Annotated in this window: 16 protein-coding genes; 8 read left to right on the forward strand and 8 right to left on the reverse strand. The window is 62.7% G+C overall.

Annotation, left to right across the window (positions count from 1 at the left end):
• Positions 1-18 precede the first annotated feature (18 nt).
• From ACWGTO_RS24015 to ACWGTO_RS24025, 3 genes are read left to right on the forward strand one after another with little or no spacing between them, the layout of a single operon-like run.
• Positions 19-1,914, forward strand: a complete 1,896-nt coding sequence (locus tag ACWGTO_RS24015) for an ABC transporter ATP-binding protein (protein WP_454577270.1) — start codon at positions 19-21, stop codon at positions 1,912-1,914.
• 10 nt (positions 1,915-1,924) lie between these two features.
• Positions 1,925-3,808: an ABC transporter ATP-binding protein gene (locus tag ACWGTO_RS24020; RefSeq protein ID WP_454577271.1), complete on the forward strand. Its 1,884-nt coding sequence runs from the start codon at positions 1,925-1,927 to the stop codon at positions 3,806-3,808.
• 9 nt (positions 3,809-3,817) lie between these two features.
• Positions 3,818-4,129: a DUF6665 family protein gene (locus tag ACWGTO_RS24025; RefSeq protein WP_454577272.1), complete on the forward strand. Its 312-nt coding sequence runs from the start codon at positions 3,818-3,820 to the stop codon at positions 4,127-4,129.
• Position 4,130: 1 nt separating this feature from the next.
• Here the strand turns inward: ACWGTO_RS24025 and ACWGTO_RS24030 are convergent, their stop codons facing one another.
• Together ACWGTO_RS24030 and ACWGTO_RS24035 are read right to left on the reverse strand one after the other, a co-directional pair.
• On the reverse strand, positions 4,131-5,018 hold the full coding sequence (locus tag ACWGTO_RS24030) for an alpha/beta fold hydrolase (RefSeq protein ID WP_454577273.1): 888 nt from the start codon (positions 5,016-5,018) through the stop codon (positions 4,131-4,133).
• Positions 5,019-5,102: 84 nt separating this feature from the next.
• Positions 5,103-5,447, reverse strand: coding sequence for a cupin domain-containing protein (locus ACWGTO_RS24035; protein ID WP_454577274.1), 345 nt, complete (start codon positions 5,445-5,447; stop codon positions 5,103-5,105).
• A 314-nt stretch (positions 5,448-5,761) separates the two neighbouring features.
• Between ACWGTO_RS24035 and petA the strand changes: the two genes are divergently transcribed.
• The 5 genes from petA (at position 5,762) to ACWGTO_RS24060 (ending at position 10,478) form a co-directional block, all read left to right on the forward strand.
• Positions 5,762-6,322 (forward strand): ubiquinol-cytochrome c reductase iron-sulfur subunit, encoded by a 561-nt coding sequence (petA, locus tag ACWGTO_RS24040; protein WP_112561092.1) that lies wholly within the window; start codon positions 5,762-5,764, stop codon positions 6,320-6,322.
• Positions 6,323-6,338: 16 nt separating this feature from the next.
• Complete coding sequence (locus tag ACWGTO_RS24045) at positions 6,339-7,682, forward strand: cytochrome b (protein ID WP_454577275.1); 1,344 nt, start codon at positions 6,339-6,341, stop codon at positions 7,680-7,682.
• Positions 7,683-7,705: 23 nt separating this feature from the next.
• Positions 7,706-8,581, forward strand: a complete 876-nt coding sequence (locus ACWGTO_RS24050) for a cytochrome c1 (RefSeq protein WP_454577276.1) — start codon at positions 7,706-7,708, stop codon at positions 8,579-8,581.
• A 196-nt stretch (positions 8,582-8,777) separates the two neighbouring features.
• Positions 8,778-9,923, forward strand: coding sequence for an alpha-hydroxy acid oxidase (locus ACWGTO_RS24055; RefSeq protein ID WP_454577277.1), 1,146 nt, complete (start codon positions 8,778-8,780; stop codon positions 9,921-9,923).
• 9 nt (positions 9,924-9,932) lie between these two features.
• Entirely contained in the window at positions 9,933-10,478 is a 546-nt protein-coding gene (locus tag ACWGTO_RS24060) for an adenine phosphoribosyltransferase (RefSeq protein ID WP_013529989.1), read from the forward strand.
• Between the two features lie 168 nt (positions 10,479-10,646).
• On the opposite strand, the gene ACWGTO_RS24065 is transcribed toward ACWGTO_RS24060, so the two are convergent.
• The 6 genes from ACWGTO_RS24065 to ACWGTO_RS24090 all read right to left on the reverse strand — a co-directional run bounded on the left by ACWGTO_RS24065 (position 10,647) and on the right by ACWGTO_RS24090 (position 15,401).
• The gene (locus ACWGTO_RS24065; protein WP_454577278.1) at positions 10,647-11,105 is read right to left on the reverse strand and encodes a MaoC family dehydratase; all 459 of its coding nucleotides are present in this window, start codon (positions 11,103-11,105) and stop codon (positions 10,647-10,649) included.
• Positions 11,102-11,563, reverse strand: a complete 462-nt coding sequence (locus ACWGTO_RS24070) for a MaoC family dehydratase (RefSeq protein ID WP_454577279.1) — start codon at positions 11,561-11,563, stop codon at positions 11,102-11,104. The genes ACWGTO_RS24065 and ACWGTO_RS24070 overlap by 4 nt, the downstream gene beginning before the upstream one ends.
• A gap of 94 nt (positions 11,564-11,657) precedes the next feature.
• Entirely contained in the window at positions 11,658-12,632 is a 975-nt protein-coding gene (corA, locus tag ACWGTO_RS24075) for a magnesium/cobalt transporter CorA (RefSeq protein ID WP_454577280.1), read from the reverse strand.
• A gap of 162 nt (positions 12,633-12,794) precedes the next feature.
• Positions 12,795-13,898 carry a redox-regulated ATPase YchF gene (ychF, locus tag ACWGTO_RS24080; protein WP_454577281.1) on the reverse strand — a complete coding sequence of 368 codons (1,104 nt, stop codon included), beginning with the start codon at positions 13,896-13,898 and terminating at the stop codon, positions 12,795-12,797.
• A gap of 96 nt (positions 13,899-13,994) precedes the next feature.
• The gene (pth, locus tag ACWGTO_RS24085) at positions 13,995-14,735 is read right to left on the reverse strand and encodes an aminoacyl-tRNA hydrolase (protein WP_454577282.1); all 741 of its coding nucleotides are present in this window, start codon (positions 14,733-14,735) and stop codon (positions 13,995-13,997) included.
• Between the two features lie 21 nt (positions 14,736-14,756).
• Positions 14,757-15,401, reverse strand: coding sequence for a 50S ribosomal protein L25/general stress protein Ctc (locus ACWGTO_RS24090; protein WP_454577283.1), 645 nt, complete (start codon positions 15,399-15,401; stop codon positions 14,757-14,759).
• Positions 15,402-15,694: the final 293 nt, after the last annotated feature.

The following is a 15,694-nucleotide window of genomic DNA, read 5'->3' on the forward strand; positions in this document are numbered from 1 at the left end:
TGATTTGTGAGCATCACTATGTTCAGCTGGTTTGAAAAAAGGCTCGATCCGTTCCCCGCAGCGGAACCGGTCGAGCCGCCGAAGACGCTGGTTGCCTTCTGCGTGCATTATACGCGGGGCGCCTGGCCCTACATCATCGTCGATGCGGTGCTGGTGACGGCGATCGCGGTCGCCGAAGTGTGGATGTTCGGCTTCATGGGCCGCATCGTCGACTGGCTGTCCGGGCAGAATCGCGAAACCTTCCTGCAGACCGAGAGCTGGAAGCTCGCCGGCATGGCCTTCGTCGTGCTGTTTGCGCTGCCCGGTACGGTTTGGCTGCACTCGCTGCTCAACCAGCAGACGCTGATGGGCAACTACCCCATGCGCATCCGCTGGCAGGTGCATCGCTATCTCTTGAAGCAGTCGATGAGCTTCTACCAAGACGAATTCGCCGGCCGCATCGCCACCAAGCTGATGCAGACGGCGCTTGCCGTGCGCGAATGCGTCATCAAGGTGATCGACGTCCTCAACTACGTCATCGTCTATTTCCTTGGCATGCTCTTCATCGTCGGTTCTGCCGACGTGCGGCTGGCGGCACCGCTCGGCGTCTGGTTGCTCGGCTATGTCGGCCTGTTGCGCTACTTCATCCCGAAGCTCGGAAAGGTCGGCGAGGCGCAGGCCAATGCGCGCTCGACCATGACCGGCCGCGTCGTCGACAGCTACACCAACATCCAGACGGTCAAGCTGTTTTCCCATGCGCGCCGCGAAGCAACGTTCGCCAGGGAAGGCATGGCCGGCTTCCTCGACACGGTCTACCGGTCGATGCGGCTGGTGACTGTGCTTTACGGCCTGCTCTACATCCTCAACGCGTTGCTGCTGTTCTCTGTGACCGCGCTGGCGCTGTGGCTGTGGCTTGGCCAGGCGGTAACGATCGGCGCGGTTGCCGTGGTCATCGGCCTTGTGCTCAGGATGTGGGGCATGTCGCAGTGGATCATGTGGGAAATGTCCGGCCTGTTCGAGAACATCGGCACGGTGCAGGACGGCATCGCCTCGATCTCGTTGCCGCGCCTGGTCGAGGACCGGCCGGGGGCGAAGGACATTGCCGTCACCAAGGGTGAGATTCAGTTCGACGATATCCGCTTCCATTACGGCAAGCAGAAGGGCGTCATCGAGAACCTGTCGCTGACGGTGCAGCCCGGCGAGAAGGTCGGCATTGTCGGCCGCTCCGGTGCGGGCAAGTCGACGCTGGTCAACCTCCTGTTGCGCTTCTATGACCTGGAGAAAGGCCGGATCCTGATCGACGGCCAGGAGATCGCGTCGGTGACGCAGGATTCGCTGCGCGCTCAGATCGGCATGGTGACGCAGGACACCTCGCTGCTGCACCGTTCGGTGCGCGACAACATCCTCTACGGCCGGCCCGACGCCACGGAAGAGATGCTTGTCGAGGCAGCCGGGCGGGCCGAGGCGCTGGAGTTCATCGCCGGGCTTTCGGACCACACTGGACGCAAAGGGTTCGACGCTCATGTCGGCGATCGCGGCGTCAAATTGTCCGGCGGCCAGCGGCAACGCATCGCCATAGCTCGCGTTATGTTGAAGGACGCGCCGATACTTATCCTTGACGAAGCGACCTCGGCGCTGGATTCCGAAGCCGAGGCCGCCATTCAGGAGAATCTCTACAAGCTCATGCAAGGCAAGACCGTCATCGCCATTGCGCACCGGCTGTCGACCATTGCGGCGATGGACAGGCTCGTCGTCCTCGACAAGGGCCGAGTCATCGAGGAAGGGTCGCACGAGGAACTCGTCGCCGGTGGCGGGCTCTACGCGCAGCTCTGGCAGCGCCAGTCGGGCGGGTTCCTGCTCGACGACAGCACGGTCGATGCCGCCAGTGACGCCGTTGCCAATGACATCGGCGTGAAGGGCGAAGCCGCGGAATGATGACATCAGCATGATGACAGCCGTCTATCGCTGGTTCGAGAACTGGGTCTATCCGTTCAGGGAGCCGGCGAGCCTTCGGCCATCATCAAGTGTCGGTGGCTTCCTCTGGCACTATGTCGGCCAGGCGAAGGTCGCCTTCTTCGCCATGCTGGTTATCGGCGGCATCGCGCCGCTGGTCGAGGCCGGGCTGTTCTACTTCGTCGGGCGGCTGGTCGATATTCTCGACCAGCTTCCCGGCGAGCGCAGCTGGCACGGGCTGTGGACCGCCGCGGGGCCTGAGCTGGTGTTCATGATCGCGGTGGTGCTGGTCATTCGCACCACCGTCGTCGGCCTGTCAGCGCTGGTCGACGAGCAGACGATCACGCCGGGCTTCTACAATCTGGTGCGCTGGCAGGCGCACCGGCACGTCTCGCGCCAGTCCTACGCCTTCTTCCAGAACGATTTCGCCGGCCGCATCGCGACCAAGGTCTGGCAGGCGGGGCAAGCGACTGGCGACCTGATGGAAAGCTTCATCGAGGTCATCTGGTTCATGATCGTCTACACGGTGACGACGCTGGCGCTGGTCGCCGGACTCGATTTCAGGCTGGCGGCACTGGTGGTGATCTGGATCGTCGCCTTCGGCTTTCTGGCCAAACGCTATCTGCCGGCGATCCGCAAGCATGCAGAGGCGACTGCCGAAGCCGGCTCGATGATCAATGGGCGCATCGTCGATTCCTATTCCAACGTGCAGACGCTGAAACTGTTCTCGGCCGATGGCGACGACCACTATATCAGGAACGGCTTCGACATCTATCTCGACGCGCTGCGGCCCTTCACCCGCCGGCTGACCGGCGTGCGCATGGCGCTGACGACGTTGTCGGGCATAATGATCACCACGATCGGATGCTTTGCCGTCTATCTCTGGGTCGAAGGGTCGATCACGGTCGGCGCCGTCGCCTTCACGCTGTCGCTGGTCCTGCGGCTCAACATGCTGCTCGGACGGGTGATGATGCAGCTCAACGGCATATTGCGAAATCTCGGCGTGCTGGAAAATTCCAAGGCGCTGATCTCGCAGCCGCTGGGCTTGATCGATGCGCCGGACGCGAAGGAGCTTGTCGTCGCCGGCGGCCGTATCGAGGTGAAGAACGTCGAGTTCCACTACGGCAAGGGTTTTGGTGTGCTGAACGGCATCAACCTCGTGGTCAAGCCCGGCGAAAAGGTCGGGCTGGTCGGGCCGTCTGGTGCCGGCAAGACGACGCTCGCCAACCTGATCCTGCGGCTCTACGACCTCGAAAGCGGTGAGATCGCCATCGACGGCCAGAATATCGCCGAGGTGACACAGAATTCGCTGCGCGCCAATATCGGCGTGGTCAGCCAGGATACGGCCCTGTTCCATCGGTCGCTGCGCGACAACATCAAGCTCGGCATGCCCGATGCAACCGATGCCGAGGTGGTCGCTGCGGCGAAGAAGGCCGAGGCGCACGAGTTCATCCTTGGTCTGCGCGACAACCGGGACCGCGCCGGCTACGAGGCCTTTGTCGGCGAGCGCGGCGTCAAACTGTCGGGCGGCCAGCGCCAGCGCGTGGCGATCGCTCGCGTCTTCCTCAAGGACGCGCCGATCCTGATCCTCGACGAGGCGACTTCGGCACTTGATTCCGACATCGAGGCGGCGATCCAGGACAACCTGACGCGGCTGATGGAGAACAAGACGGTCATTGCCATCGCGCATCGGCTGTCGACCATTGCGGCACTCGACCGGCTGGTGGTGCTGGACGGCGGCCGCATCGTCGAACAGGGCACGCATGATGAGCTGGTGGCGTTCGACGGGCTCTATGCGCGGCTGTGGAAACGGCAGTCCGGCGGCTTCCTCTATCACGAGGAAAGCGTGCTGGAAGAGACGCGGCCTGCAGAGTAGAACGCTGAGATGTCGGTCAGGATGCCCTCGAACTTTGGACGCAGCAGCGCGCAGGAGAGCGCGCTCGACCTGCTCGGCCATGAGATACTGGCCGAAAAGGCAGCCGCACTTGGCCGTACTGGTCAGCGTGTCGAGGAGACACTGAAGAGGCTGCGCGAGAACAGCGACTGCGGACAGCGCCCCCGGCTGCTGAAGGAAGCCGCCGCGGCGGTGCACGCCTATTTCATCCAGCGCGAACTCTGCGGCTTGCGCCGGCATGAGTCGGTGATCCGCGAGTACGACATCCCGAGGGCAGTGCTGGTCAGACTCGGCGCCAGCTAGTCTAGAGGCTGGAAATGCCGCCCTCCATTCCGGCTGCTCGGTTGACGTCCTCACGAAAGCGCTGCAATCGCGCCGCCAGCGCCTTTGGGTTTTCATCGGCGATGAAGTGTCCGCTGTCGGCGATGGTATCGCTCGTGACATTGGACAGCCCGGCTGTCTTCAGACCCGCGACATAGTCGGCAATTTCACCGGTTTCGGCCGAGCCCCTGAGATAGAGCACTGGCGTTTCGATGACGGTCGCGGGCGGAAGGGCATTGGCCCTGGCGTCTTCTGCGAACGCCCGGTACCAGTCGAACCCCGCCTTGAGGCTTTCCGGCCGTGCATAGGCCTCGGCATAGATGGTTCTCGATTCCGTCGGGATCGAAGCCTTTTCCTTTGCAAGGATGTCGAAGAAGAAATCGAAATAGGCGCGCTCGTGGCCGCTCACCAGCAGTTCGGGGAGGGCGGGAATGTCGTGGAAGGCAAAGTGCCAGATATGCGGATTGGCGATGACCTTGTCCCAGGGCGCAACGCCTGGAACAGCTACATCCATGATCACCGCTCCGGACAGGGTCTGCGCATGGCCGCGCAACAGCGCAAAGACGATCTGGCCGCCGACATCATGGCCGGCGACGATAGGCTGCCGCAAACCGCAAGCCTCGATGAGACCGAGCATCAGCCTGGCGAGCGTCCTCTTTTCGCCGTTCTCGGCGACGCCTCGCGATTGGCCGATGCCTGGCAGGTCCGGGGCAATGACATGATGCCCGGAAGACAGAGGCTCAATCACCCTCTCGAACACATAGGAACTTTGCGGCCAGCCATGGAGCAACAGAAGCCCTGGCGCGTCGTGCGCCCCGGCTTTCCGGACAGCTATGGACAGCCCTTCAACCTCGACGGTGGAGGTTTGCATCTTGCCGATCTCCAGCGGTTACGGAGACCTATGATCTAGAGGGCGATGACGATGCGGCCAGTCTTATCGACACGCCGGTAGACATCATTCCAGCCATTCGGTGATGAAACTGCCGCTTTCGTGGATGTCGGTCGATTCGAGCGGGCCTGGGCCGAGATTGGTGAATTTGTGCGGTGTGTTCGGCGGCACGATCAGGATCTGGCCGGCAGTGGCCTTGATCCGCTGGTCGCCGATCGTGAACAGGCCGGTGCCCTGGCGGATGATGAAGATCTCGCAATAGGGGTGGGTGTGCAGGCGCGGGCCGCCGCCGATCTCTGCCTGGTAATTGAAGATCAGGCAGGAGCTGGAGCCGTAGGCGCCCAATTGCAGTTCGCCTTGCCAAAGGCCGGGCGTCCTGGTCCAGGTCTCGCGGTCGATGATGTGTGCCATGCAGCGAGACTAGATCACGGCAACCTGTCCTGTCGAGATAAGGCGGGGAGCCTCGGATTTGCTGGTATTTTCCCGTCGTTTAGCCGCCTTTGCCGGCCGTTTGGCATCTGGCCGACTGACGCGCTGTTCTGTCCCCGCGACAATCTGCCCTTGTGGCCTGACCCCGCTGGACAAAAACGGGCTTCACGCATAAACCGAACTCCAAATGCCGGAGGAATTCGCTAGCTTGTTCGCCATGCGCTGTCGGGCCGGCGCGATGGAGCGGGAACAAAGCTCGGCCACCGGCTCGGAAGAGGCGAAAGGATCAGGCACCCGTGAGCGCAACCGATACCCAGGATCCCAACCGTCGTGATTTTCTCTACGTCGCCACCGGCATGGCCGCAGTGGTCGGCGCAGGAGCCGTCGCCTGGCCGTTCATCGACCAGATGCGCCCCGATGCCTCGACGCTGGCGCTGGCCTCGGTCGAGGTCGATGTTTCCTCGCTGACCCCTGGCATGTCGTTGATCGTCAAATGGCGCGGCAAGCCGGTCGTGGTGCGCAACCGCACCGAGCAGGAAATGAAGGACGGCGAGGCCGTCAACCTTGCCGATCTCAAGGATCCGATTGCGCGCAACGCCAATCTGCCAGCCGATGCGCCGGCGACCGACGCCAACCGCACCACGCCCGGCAAGGAAGCCTGGATGGTGATGGTGCAGGTCTGCACGCATCTGGGCTGCATTCCGCTCGGTCAGGAAGGCGATTTCGGCGGCTGGTTCTGCCCGTGCCATGGCTCGGTGTACGACACCGCCGGCCGCATCCGCAAAGGCCCGGCGCCGGAAAACATGGCCGTGCCGGTATTCAAGTTCATTTCCGATACCAAAATCCTTATCGGTTGAGGCAGGGGATATTTCGATGAGCGAGGGACACTCGACCTATACGCCCAAGACCGGTATCGAACGCTGGTTCGACGCCCGCATGCCGCTGCCGCGCATGGTCTATGACAGCTTCATCGCCTATCCGGTGCCGCGCAACCTCAACTATGCCTGGACCTTCGGCGGCATCCTGGCGATCATGCTGGTGGCGCAGATCCTGACCGGCATCGTGCTGGCCATGCACTATACGGCCGACACCAATCTCGCCTTCGGCTCGGTCGAGAAGATCATGCGCGACGTGAATTCGGGCTGGCTGTTGCGCTATCTCCACTCCAACGGCGCCTCGTTCTTCTTCGTCGCCGTCTACATCCACATCTTCCGCGGCCTCTATTACGGCTCCTACAAGGCGCCGCGCGAGCTGCTGTGGATTCTCGGCTGCATCATCTACCTCCTGATGATGGCAACCGGCTTCATGGGCTATGTGCTGCCCTGGGGGCAGATGAGCTTCTGGGGCGCCACCGTCATCACCGGCTTCTTCAGCGCCATTCCGCTGGTCGGCGACTGGATCCAGCAGCTGCTGCTTGGCGGCTTCGCCGTCGACAACCCGACGCTCAACCGCTTCTTTGCGCTGCACTACCTCTTGCCGTTCATGATTGCCGGCGTCGTCGTGCTGCACGTGTGGGCGCTGCATGTGGTCGGTCAGTCGAACCCGACCGGCATCGAGGTCAAGTCGCAGACCGACACCGTCGCCTTCACGCCCTATGCGACCATCAAGGACGCGTTCGGCATGATCGTGTTCCTGTTCGTCTTCGCCTATTTCGTCTTCTACCTGCCGAACTTCCTCGGCCATCCGGACAATTACACGGTCGCCAACCCGCTGAAGACGCCGGCCCACATCGTGCCGGAATGGTACTTCCTGCCGTTCTACGCGATCCTGCGCGCCATCACCTTCAACATCGGTCCTATCAATTCCAAGCTCGGCGGCGTGCTGTGCATGTTCGGCGCCATCGTCATGCTGTTCCTTGTGCCGTGGCTCGATACCTCGAAGGTTCGCTCGGCGGTCTACCGGCCCTGGTACAAGCTGTTCTTCTGGCTCTTCGTGGCCGACGCGGTCCTGCTGGGATGGCTGGGCTCACAGCCGGCGGAAGGCGGCGGTCTGTTGACCCTCATGATAGGTGAGGTCTCGGGCAACTACGTTGGCTACGCTCAAGCGGCGACGCTGTTCTACTTTGCCTTCTTCCTCGTCATCCTGCCGGTGCTCGGCCTGATCGAGACGCCGCGCAGGCTCCCGAATTCGATCACCGAAGCGGTGCTGGAGAAGAACAAAGATGCCGGTGGGGGACATCCGGCAGGTGCGAATGCCGCGCCGGAAACCAAGGGCTGAGCGAGAATCTAAGGGGATTTGGCATGAAAAAGATTCTCACCTCGCTCGCCTTGCTGGGCCTGTTTGCTGGCGGCATCGGAGCCGTCGGCGGCAGCGTGGCGATGGCCGCTGAAGAGGCGCATAACGCGGCAGCGCCGACGCATTTCCCGATCGACGAACCGAAGGAAATGGACTGGAGCTTTGCCGGCCCATTCGGCACCTACGACAAGGCGCAGCTTCAGCGCGGCCTGAAGGTCTACAAGGAAGTCTGCTCGGCCTGCCACTCGATGAACCTGGTCGCGTTCCGTACGCTAGAAGGCCTCGGTTATTCGGAGGCGCAGGTAAAATCCTTTTCCGCCGAATACACCATCCATGACGGTCCCAACGATGCCGGCGACATGTTCGACCGTCCGGGCAAGCCGTCCGACCATTTCCCGGCGCCGTTCGCCAATGAAGAGGCGGCTGCCGCCTCCAACGGTGGCGCTGCTCCGCCCGACATGTCGCTGCTGGCCAAGGCGCGTGGCGTCGAACGCGGCTTCCCACGCTTCGTCTTCGACATCTTCACCCAATATGCCCAGGGCGGCCCGGACTACATCCATTCGCTGCTGACCGGCTACGACGAGACGCCGCCGGCCGGCATGGTGATCCCGGAAGGCACGCACTACAACCCGTACTTCATGTCCGGCGTGTCGCTGAAGATGCCGAAGCCGCTCTCCGACGGCCAGGTCACCTATGATGACGGCTCGCCGCAGACCGTCGACCAGTATTCGCGCGACGTCTCGGCCTTCCTGATGTGGGCCGCCGAGCCGCATATGGAAGACCGCAAGAAGACCGGCTTCCGCGTGCTGGTGTTCCTGCTTCTGTTCGGCGCCCTGGTTTATCTGACCAAGCGCAAGGTGTGGGAAGGTGTGGCGCACTAAGCCATCGCTATCCCCGTGAAATCAGAAAGGGCGTCTTCGGGCGCCCTTTTTGCTTGCCGATGCGGCAGGGGATCAATGCCTGGGCGCGACCACCCGTCCAATCAAACAAGTCCGTTGGCACGGCGCCATGCGATTGGTATTGCACGCGCGGCCGGCGATGAAAGATTGCCGGCGAAAGGGCATTTGGAAATCGATGATGCGGCTCAAGGACTGTCACAACTTTTCAGACTTCCGGCGCATGGCGAAGCAGCGGCTGCCGGGGCCGATCTTCAACTACATCGACGGCGCGGCCGACGACGAGGTCACCTATCGCCGCAACACCGAGAGCTTCGAGCGCTGCGACCTCGTTCCCAACGTGTTGCGCGGAGTGAGCGAGATCGACATGTCGGTAACGGTGATGGGCCAGAAACTGGCAATGCCCGTCTATTGCTCGCCGACCGCCTTGCAGCGGCTGTTCCATCATCAGGGCGAGCGCGCGGTGGCCAAGGCTTCGGCCAAGTTCGGCACCATGTTCGGCGTTTCCTCGCTCGGCACCGTCAGCCTTGAGGAAGCGCGCAAGATCAGCAGCAGTCCGCAGGTCTACCAGTTCTATTTCCACAGGGATCGCGGCCTCAACCGGGCGATGATGCAGCGAGCCAAGGCGGTGGGTGTCGAGGTGATGATGCTGACCGTCGACAGCATCACCGGAGGCAACCGCGAGCGCGACAAGCGCACCGGCTTTGCCATTCCCTTCAAGCTCAACCTTGCCGGCATGCTGCAGTTTGCGCTGAAGCCTGGCTGGGCATTGAACTATTTCACCCATGAGGGGTTCAAGCTGCCGCAGCTCGACGAGCATGTCGATATGGGCGGCGGCACGATGTCGATCAGCCGCTACTTCACCGAGATGCTTGATCCGTCGATGACGTGGGACGATGTCGCCGAGATGGTCAGACTGTGGGGAGGCCCGTTCTGCCTCAAGGGCGTCATGTCGGTAGAGGACGCCAAACGCGCCGTCGAGATCGGCTGCAGCGGCATCGTGCTGTCGAACCATGGTGGCCGGCAGCTGGACGGCTCGCGGGCGGCGTTCGATCAACTGGCCGAGATCGTCGATGCCGTCGGCGACCGGATCGATGTCATCATGGATGGCGGCGTGCAGCGCGGCACGCATGTGCTGAAGGCACTATCGCTCGGCGCCAAAGCTGTCGGCGTCGGGCGCTACTACCTGTTTCCGCTGGCGGCGGCCGGCCAGCCCGGCGTCGAACGGGCGCTCGAGCAGATGCGGGTCGAGATCGAGCGCGGCATGAAGCTGATGGGCTGCAGTTCGATCGAACAATTGTCGCGCACGAATCTCCGTTTCAGGTAATCTCGGCTCATGAAATCCTCGCTCGAAGATACGCTGCTCGCCGCGATCCGCACCATTCCGGACTATCCCAAGCCCGGCATCCTGTTTCGCGACATCACCACTTTGCTTGGCAATGCGCGCGCCTTCCGCCGCGCCATCGACGAACTGGTGCATCCCTATGCCGGCCAGAAGATCGACAAGATCGCCGGCATCGAGGCGCGCGGTTTCATCCTTGGCGGTGCCGTGGCGCACCAGCTTTCAGCCGGCTTCGTGCCGATCCGCAAGAAGGGCAAATTGCCTTACGAGACGGTGCGCGTCGCCTACAGTCTTGAATACGGGCTGGACGAGATGGAGATGCACAAGGACGGTGTTGCGCCGGGCGAGAAGGTGATCCTGGTCGACGATCTGATCGCTACCGGCGGCACGGCGGAGGCGGCGGTCAAGCTGCTCAGGCAGATCGGCGCCGACATCCTTGCGGCATGCTTCGTCATCGACCTGCCGGATCTCGGCGGGCGCGCCAAGCTGGAAGCGCTGGGGGTTCCGGTGCGGACGCTGATCGGGTTTGAGGGACATTGAGCAGGTCTTACCTTCTCCCCCTGTGGGAGAAGGTGGCCGAGCGAAGCTCGGTCGGATGAGGGATGTTCCAGGGAACGCCAACGTCTCACTCGGTCACGCACCCATCATTCGTCTTGCCGCTGCGCGGCGATCCACCTTCTCTCGCAGGGGGAGGAGGAAGAGGCGCTACTAAGCTTTCACCAGCACCGCGCTGTCGAACTCGAGCACCTTGTCCGTCGAATCGAAAGCATCCGCGCGCAGTGCCAGCACCCGCCATCCCGGGCGCGACGAGATCGGGCGATGCGACAATGCCGTGCGCGTGAAGCTGACGGTTTCCCCGGCATAGACCGGTTTCAGCCATTTCAGGTTCTTGAAGCCGGGCGAGGGGCCGAATTCCGGCACCGGGCCGGGGCCGGTCCAGCCTTCGGTGTCCATGCGGGTTTGGAGGTTCAGCTTCATCCAGGTAGCGGCGGTGTGCCAGCCCGACGCGCAGAGGCCGCCGAGCACGCTGCTCCTGGCTGCTTCCTCGTCGACATGAAAGGGCTGCGGATCGTATTTCCGGGCGAAGGCCTTGATCGCCTCCGGCTCGAATGTATAGGAGCCGAGAGCGACGGTGACGCCGATGCCGAAGAACTCGTCGAGGGTCACGCCATGGCCTCACGGGTCTGGAACATACAAGTGTTCTCGAATTCGAAGACGCTTTCGCCGCGCTGGTTGAAAAGCTCGCTGCGCATGGTGATGAGGCCGATCTGCGGCCGCGATTTGGACACCCGCTTGGCAAGGACGGTGGTGCTGCCGCTCAAAATGTCGCCGGCCAGCACCGGCTTTTTCCATTTGACATAGTCGACGCCGGGCGCGCCTTGCGAGGTCGAGTCCAGCAGGAAGGCGTCGCACAGCATGCGCATGAACATGGCGCAGGTGTGCCAGCCCGAGGCCGCCAGTCCCCCGAGGATGCTGGCCTTGCCGGCCTCTTCGTCGAGATGCATCGGCTGGGCGTCGAATTCCTGCGCGAACTCGATGATCTCGGTCGCACTTACCAGCTTGGTGCCGAGGTCAAGCGACGCGCCTTCGGCGAAATCTTCATAGGCCCAGGTCTTTGCGGTCATGATCCTAATCCGGTTCAAGATTGAACGATCACCGACCTCCGGATGCCGTCCGGACGGCATTTGGTCAAGTGAATTCTGGTGAGCCAGATCTTGGTCAGAGCCAGCCGCGGCGGCGGAAATACCAGAAGGGCAGGATGGCCGACAGGATCATCATGCCGATGGCGAAGGGGTAGCCGAACTCCCATTTCAGCTCCGGGATGACATCGAAATTCATGCCGTAGATCGAGGCCACCAGCGTCGGCGGCAGGAAGATGACGGCGGCGACCGAGAAGATCTTGATGATGGCGTTCTGTTCGATCGAGATCATGCCCAGCGTGGCGTCGAGCAGGAACGAGATCTTCTGCGACAGGAAGGTGGCGTGGTCGGCGAGCGACAGCACGTCGCGCGACACGGTCTTGATGCGGGCGCGGATGTCCTTGCTCATCTTGATCTGGGTCGCGACATGGGCGAGGAAGCCGGTGAGGCGTTGCAGTGATATCAGGCTGTCGCGGATCGAGGAGGCGAGGTCCTCCTTGCGGCCAATGGCCTTGAGCAGCTCCTGGAAATCGCGGTTGCGTTTGTTCACCTTGGTCGAGCGCGCTTCGAAAATGTCGCGCGAGATCGTCTCGATGTCGCGGCCGGCGCGTTCGAGAATGTCGGCGAGGCGATCGACGATCGCCTCCAGCAAGCCGATCAGGATGGTGTTGCCGGTGGTACAGCCGGTCGCCACCTTCTCGGCGCGCAGCGGAAAGGTCTTGAACGCCTTCGGCTCATGGTAGCGGATGGTGACCAGTCTCGAGCCGGCAAGCACGAAGGTGACCGGCGACATCAGCGGATCGTCGATTTCGGTTTGCGCCGGTAGAGTTGCGGTCATGAAGTAGGCGCCGTCCTCGATATAGAGGCGGCTTGAAATCTCGATCTCCTCCATCTCCTCACGCGTCGGGATGGCGACGCCGAGCCAGGTCTCGATCGTGGCTTCTTCGTCCCTGGTCGGGTTGAGCAGGTCGGCCCAGACGACCTGATCGCCATTGGCCACGAGATCGTCGGCGAGGCGCAGTCGATCATTGTCGACGACGAAGGCCTTGATCATCGCCGCTCTCCGTTGGTTGGGGCAGGCGTGTCATGGACGACGCCTGTTTCAGGACTGTGACCGGCTGAACTACCGAGACAGGCGCAGCCGGATGATGTTTGCTGCGCTTAGACCCGGCGTCCGGCAAGGTCAAGCCGAGCCCACCTCACGGACATGGCACTCTTACGTGTTGAACTTGAACAGCAGCACGTCGCCGTCCTGGACGACATATTCCTTGCCTTCGTCGCGCGCCTTGCCGGCTTCCTTGGCCGCCACTTCGCCGCCCAGCGTGATGTAATCGTTAAAGGCGATGGTCTGGGCGCGGATGAAGCCGCGCTCGAAATCGGTGTGGATGACGCCGGCGGCAGCCGGGGCCTTGTCGCCCTTGTGGATGGTCCAGGCGCGCGTCTCCTTGGGCCCGGCGGTGAAATAGGTGATGAGGTGCAACAGATCGTAGCCGGCGCGGATGACCTTGTTCAGGCCAGGTTCGTCGAGCCCGAGTGAGGACAGGAACTCCATCTCTTCCTCGTCCGAGAGCTGGGCGACTTCTGCCTCGATCGCGGCCGAGATCACCACGGTGCCGGCGCCCTGCGCGGTGGCCATCTTCTCAACGGCCGCTGTGTGCTCGTTGCCGGTGGCCGCATCGGCTTCGGCGACATTGCAGACATAGAGAACGGGATGCGACGTCAACAGGTTCAGCCCCTGCAGGATGCGCAGATCTTCCGCTGAAATGCCCTTGAGCAGGATGCGGGTCGGCTTGCCGGCCTGCAGCAGCTCCAGTGCCGCCTCCATCATCGGCAGCACGGTGGTGGCTTCCTTGTCCTTCGAGCCGGCGCGCTTGCGGATCTGCACGATGCGGCGCTCGAGGCTGTCGAGGTCGGCGAGCATCAGCTCGGTCTCGACCGTCTCGGCGTCGGCGACGGGATCGATGCGGCCCTCGACATGGGTGATGTCGTCATCCTCGAAGCAGCGCAGCACGTGCACGATGGCGTCGACCTCGCGGATGTTGGCGAGGAACTGGTTGCCCAGCCCTTCGCCCTTGGAGGCGCCGCGCACCAGACCGGCAATGTCGACGAAGGAGATGCGGGTCGGAATGATTTCCTTCGACTTGGCGATTGCGGCGATCTTCTGCAGCCGCGGGTCTGGCACCGCGACCTCGCCGGTGTTCGGTTCGATGGTGCAGAACGGATAGTTGGCGGCCTGCGCCGCCGCCGTCCTGGTCAACGCGTTGAAAAGCGTCGACTTGCCGACGTTGGGCAAGCCAACGATGCCGCATTTGAAACCCATGTTCGTCCAGTCCTATCGGGAATTCGAAATTTGATCAGGGCTATGGGCGATAGGGGTGAGGAACGTCAAGCCCTGCGGTCCCGATAGCGTCGACGCTCAGTCCTTCTTGCCGAACAGCCTTTTCAGCATCGCAGCCATCGGGCCGCTTTCCGGCAGCTTGGCCGGCGCCTGCTGCGGCCGGGCCTGGCGGATGTGGCTTTGGGCTTTGGGGCCCTCAGCCTTCGGCGCCTTGGGTGGCGGGCGGTCGTCATCGCCGGTCGGGGTTAGCTTGTCGCGCAGAGCCAGCGTGATGCGGTTCATGAAGGAACTGTCGTCGCCCTTGGCCAGCAGCCCGGCATCGTCGGCGATGGTATCGAGCAGCACGTTCAGCCATTCGCGGTCGGCCTTGGCGAAGTCGCCGAGCACATGGCCGTGCACCATGTCCCTTACTCCGGGATGGCCGACACCGATGCGTACGCGGCGAAAATTCTTGCCGACATGCTGGTCGAGCGAGCGGATGCCGTTGTGGCCGCCGGCGCCGCCGCCGACCTTGACCCGCAATTTGCCGGCCGGCAGGTCGATCTCGTCATAAAAGACGGTGAGCGCCTCGGGGCCGATCTTGTAGAAGCGCAGGGCTTCGCCGACCGGCTGTCCCGACAGGTTCATGAAGGTCTGCGGCTTGATCAGCAGGATCTTTTCGCCGGCAATCGTGCCTTCGGCGATCAGGCCCTGGAACTTCTTCGACCAGGGCGAAAAGGAATGGCGGCGGGCGATAGCGTCCGCCGCCATGAAGCCGACATTGTGCCGGTTATGAGCGTATTTCGCGCCCGGATTGCCGAGGCCTGCAAAGACAAGCATCGTGCGCTCCGGACCCGAAAATTACTTCTCTTCGGCAGCCGGAGCCGCCGCTTCGGGGGCTGCCGCTTCCGCCGTCTCTTCCGTCTCCGGCTTCATCGCCGAGGAGCCGGCAATGGTCGCGATGGTGAAGTCGCGGTCGGAGATCACCGGCTTGACGCCGGCCGGCAGGGTCACCGCCGAGATGTGGATCGAATCGCCAATATCGGCGCCGGTGAGATCGACGGTGATGAATTCCGGGATCGCATTGGCCGGGCAGTGGAACTCGACTTCGTGACGCACGATGTTGAGCACGCCGCCGCGCTTGATGCCGGGCGACTTGTCTTCATTGATGAAGTGGACAGGCACGTCGACATTGACCTCGGTGTCCTTGCCGATGCGCAGGAAGTCGACATGCATCGGGAAGTCCTTGACCGGGTCGAGCTGAAAATCCTTGGGCAGAACCTGGATCTTCTGGCCGTCGACATCGATCGTGGCGATCGTGGTCAGAAACCCGCCGCCATGGATCTTGTAGAAGACGTCCTTGTAGCCGAGCGCAATCGCCAGGGGAGGCTGCTTGTCGCCGTAAATAACTGCAGGCACTTTACCGTTACGGCGAACTGCACGGGCGGACCCCTTACCGACCTGTTCGCGCGCTTCGGCCTTGAGCTCGTAAGTATCGTGGCTCATGGCATTTCCTTTCGCGTGTTATGGAGCGTTTGCGGCGGGCAATGTGCCTGGACCGTAAACGTCGAAAGCCGCCTGGCCTGGATATCCGAATGCCGGAAGCCGCATACGCGGACCTTTGTTCGGGATCACAAGGGAAGGCAGCCTTCCGCCGCGTTGCCTCCAAGGGTGTCTACGCGGGTGGCGGCTCTATAGCGGAAGGCGGCAGGGCGCGCAAGCCATGGCGGGCAAGGCCCAGGGCAATCGGGTGAGTTAACACGTGACATATGGCGCCAGTGCTGAATCTGTGAGTCCCC

The organism is Mesorhizobium sp. PL10 (assembly GCF_053714315.1).

Coding starts and splice junctions, on each gene's coding strand:
- corA (WP_454577280.1), bottom strand. CDS start 12,632: ATGATCAAGGCCTTCGTCGTCGACAATGATCGACTGCGCCTCGCCGAC.
- ACWGTO_RS24060 (WP_013529989.1), top strand. CDS start 9,933: ATGAAATCCTCGCTCGAAGATACGCTGCTCGCCGCGATCCGCACCATT.
- ACWGTO_RS24015 (WP_454577270.1), top strand. CDS start 19: ATGTTCAGCTGGTTTGAAAAAAGGCTCGATCCGTTCCCCGCAGCGGAA.
- ychF (WP_454577281.1), bottom strand. CDS start 13,898: ATGGGTTTCAAATGCGGCATCGTTGGCTTGCCCAACGTCGGCAAGTCG.
- ACWGTO_RS24055 (WP_454577277.1), top strand. CDS start 8,778: ATGCGGCTCAAGGACTGTCACAACTTTTCAGACTTCCGGCGCATGGCG.
- ACWGTO_RS24020 (WP_454577271.1), top strand. CDS start 1,925: ATGATGACAGCCGTCTATCGCTGGTTCGAGAACTGGGTCTATCCGTTC.
- ACWGTO_RS24050 (WP_454577276.1), top strand. CDS start 7,706: ATGAAAAAGATTCTCACCTCGCTCGCCTTGCTGGGCCTGTTTGCTGGC.
- ACWGTO_RS24045 (WP_454577275.1), top strand. CDS start 6,339: ATGAGCGAGGGACACTCGACCTATACGCCCAAGACCGGTATCGAACGC.
- ACWGTO_RS24090 (WP_454577283.1), bottom strand. CDS start 15,401: ATGAGCCACGATACTTACGAGCTCAAGGCCGAAGCGCGCGAACAGGTC.
- ACWGTO_RS24025 (WP_454577272.1), top strand. CDS start 3,818: ATGTCGGTCAGGATGCCCTCGAACTTTGGACGCAGCAGCGCGCAGGAG.
- ACWGTO_RS24070 (WP_454577279.1), bottom strand. CDS start 11,563: ATGACCGCAAAGACCTGGGCCTATGAAGATTTCGCCGAAGGCGCGTCG.
- ACWGTO_RS24030 (WP_454577273.1), bottom strand. CDS start 5,018: ATGCAAACCTCCACCGTCGAGGTTGAAGGGCTGTCCATAGCTGTCCGG.
- ACWGTO_RS24035 (WP_454577274.1), bottom strand. CDS start 5,447: ATGGCACACATCATCGACCGCGAGACCTGGACCAGGACGCCCGGCCTT.
- pth (WP_454577282.1), bottom strand. CDS start 14,735: ATGCTTGTCTTTGCAGGCCTCGGCAATCCGGGCGCGAAATACGCTCAT.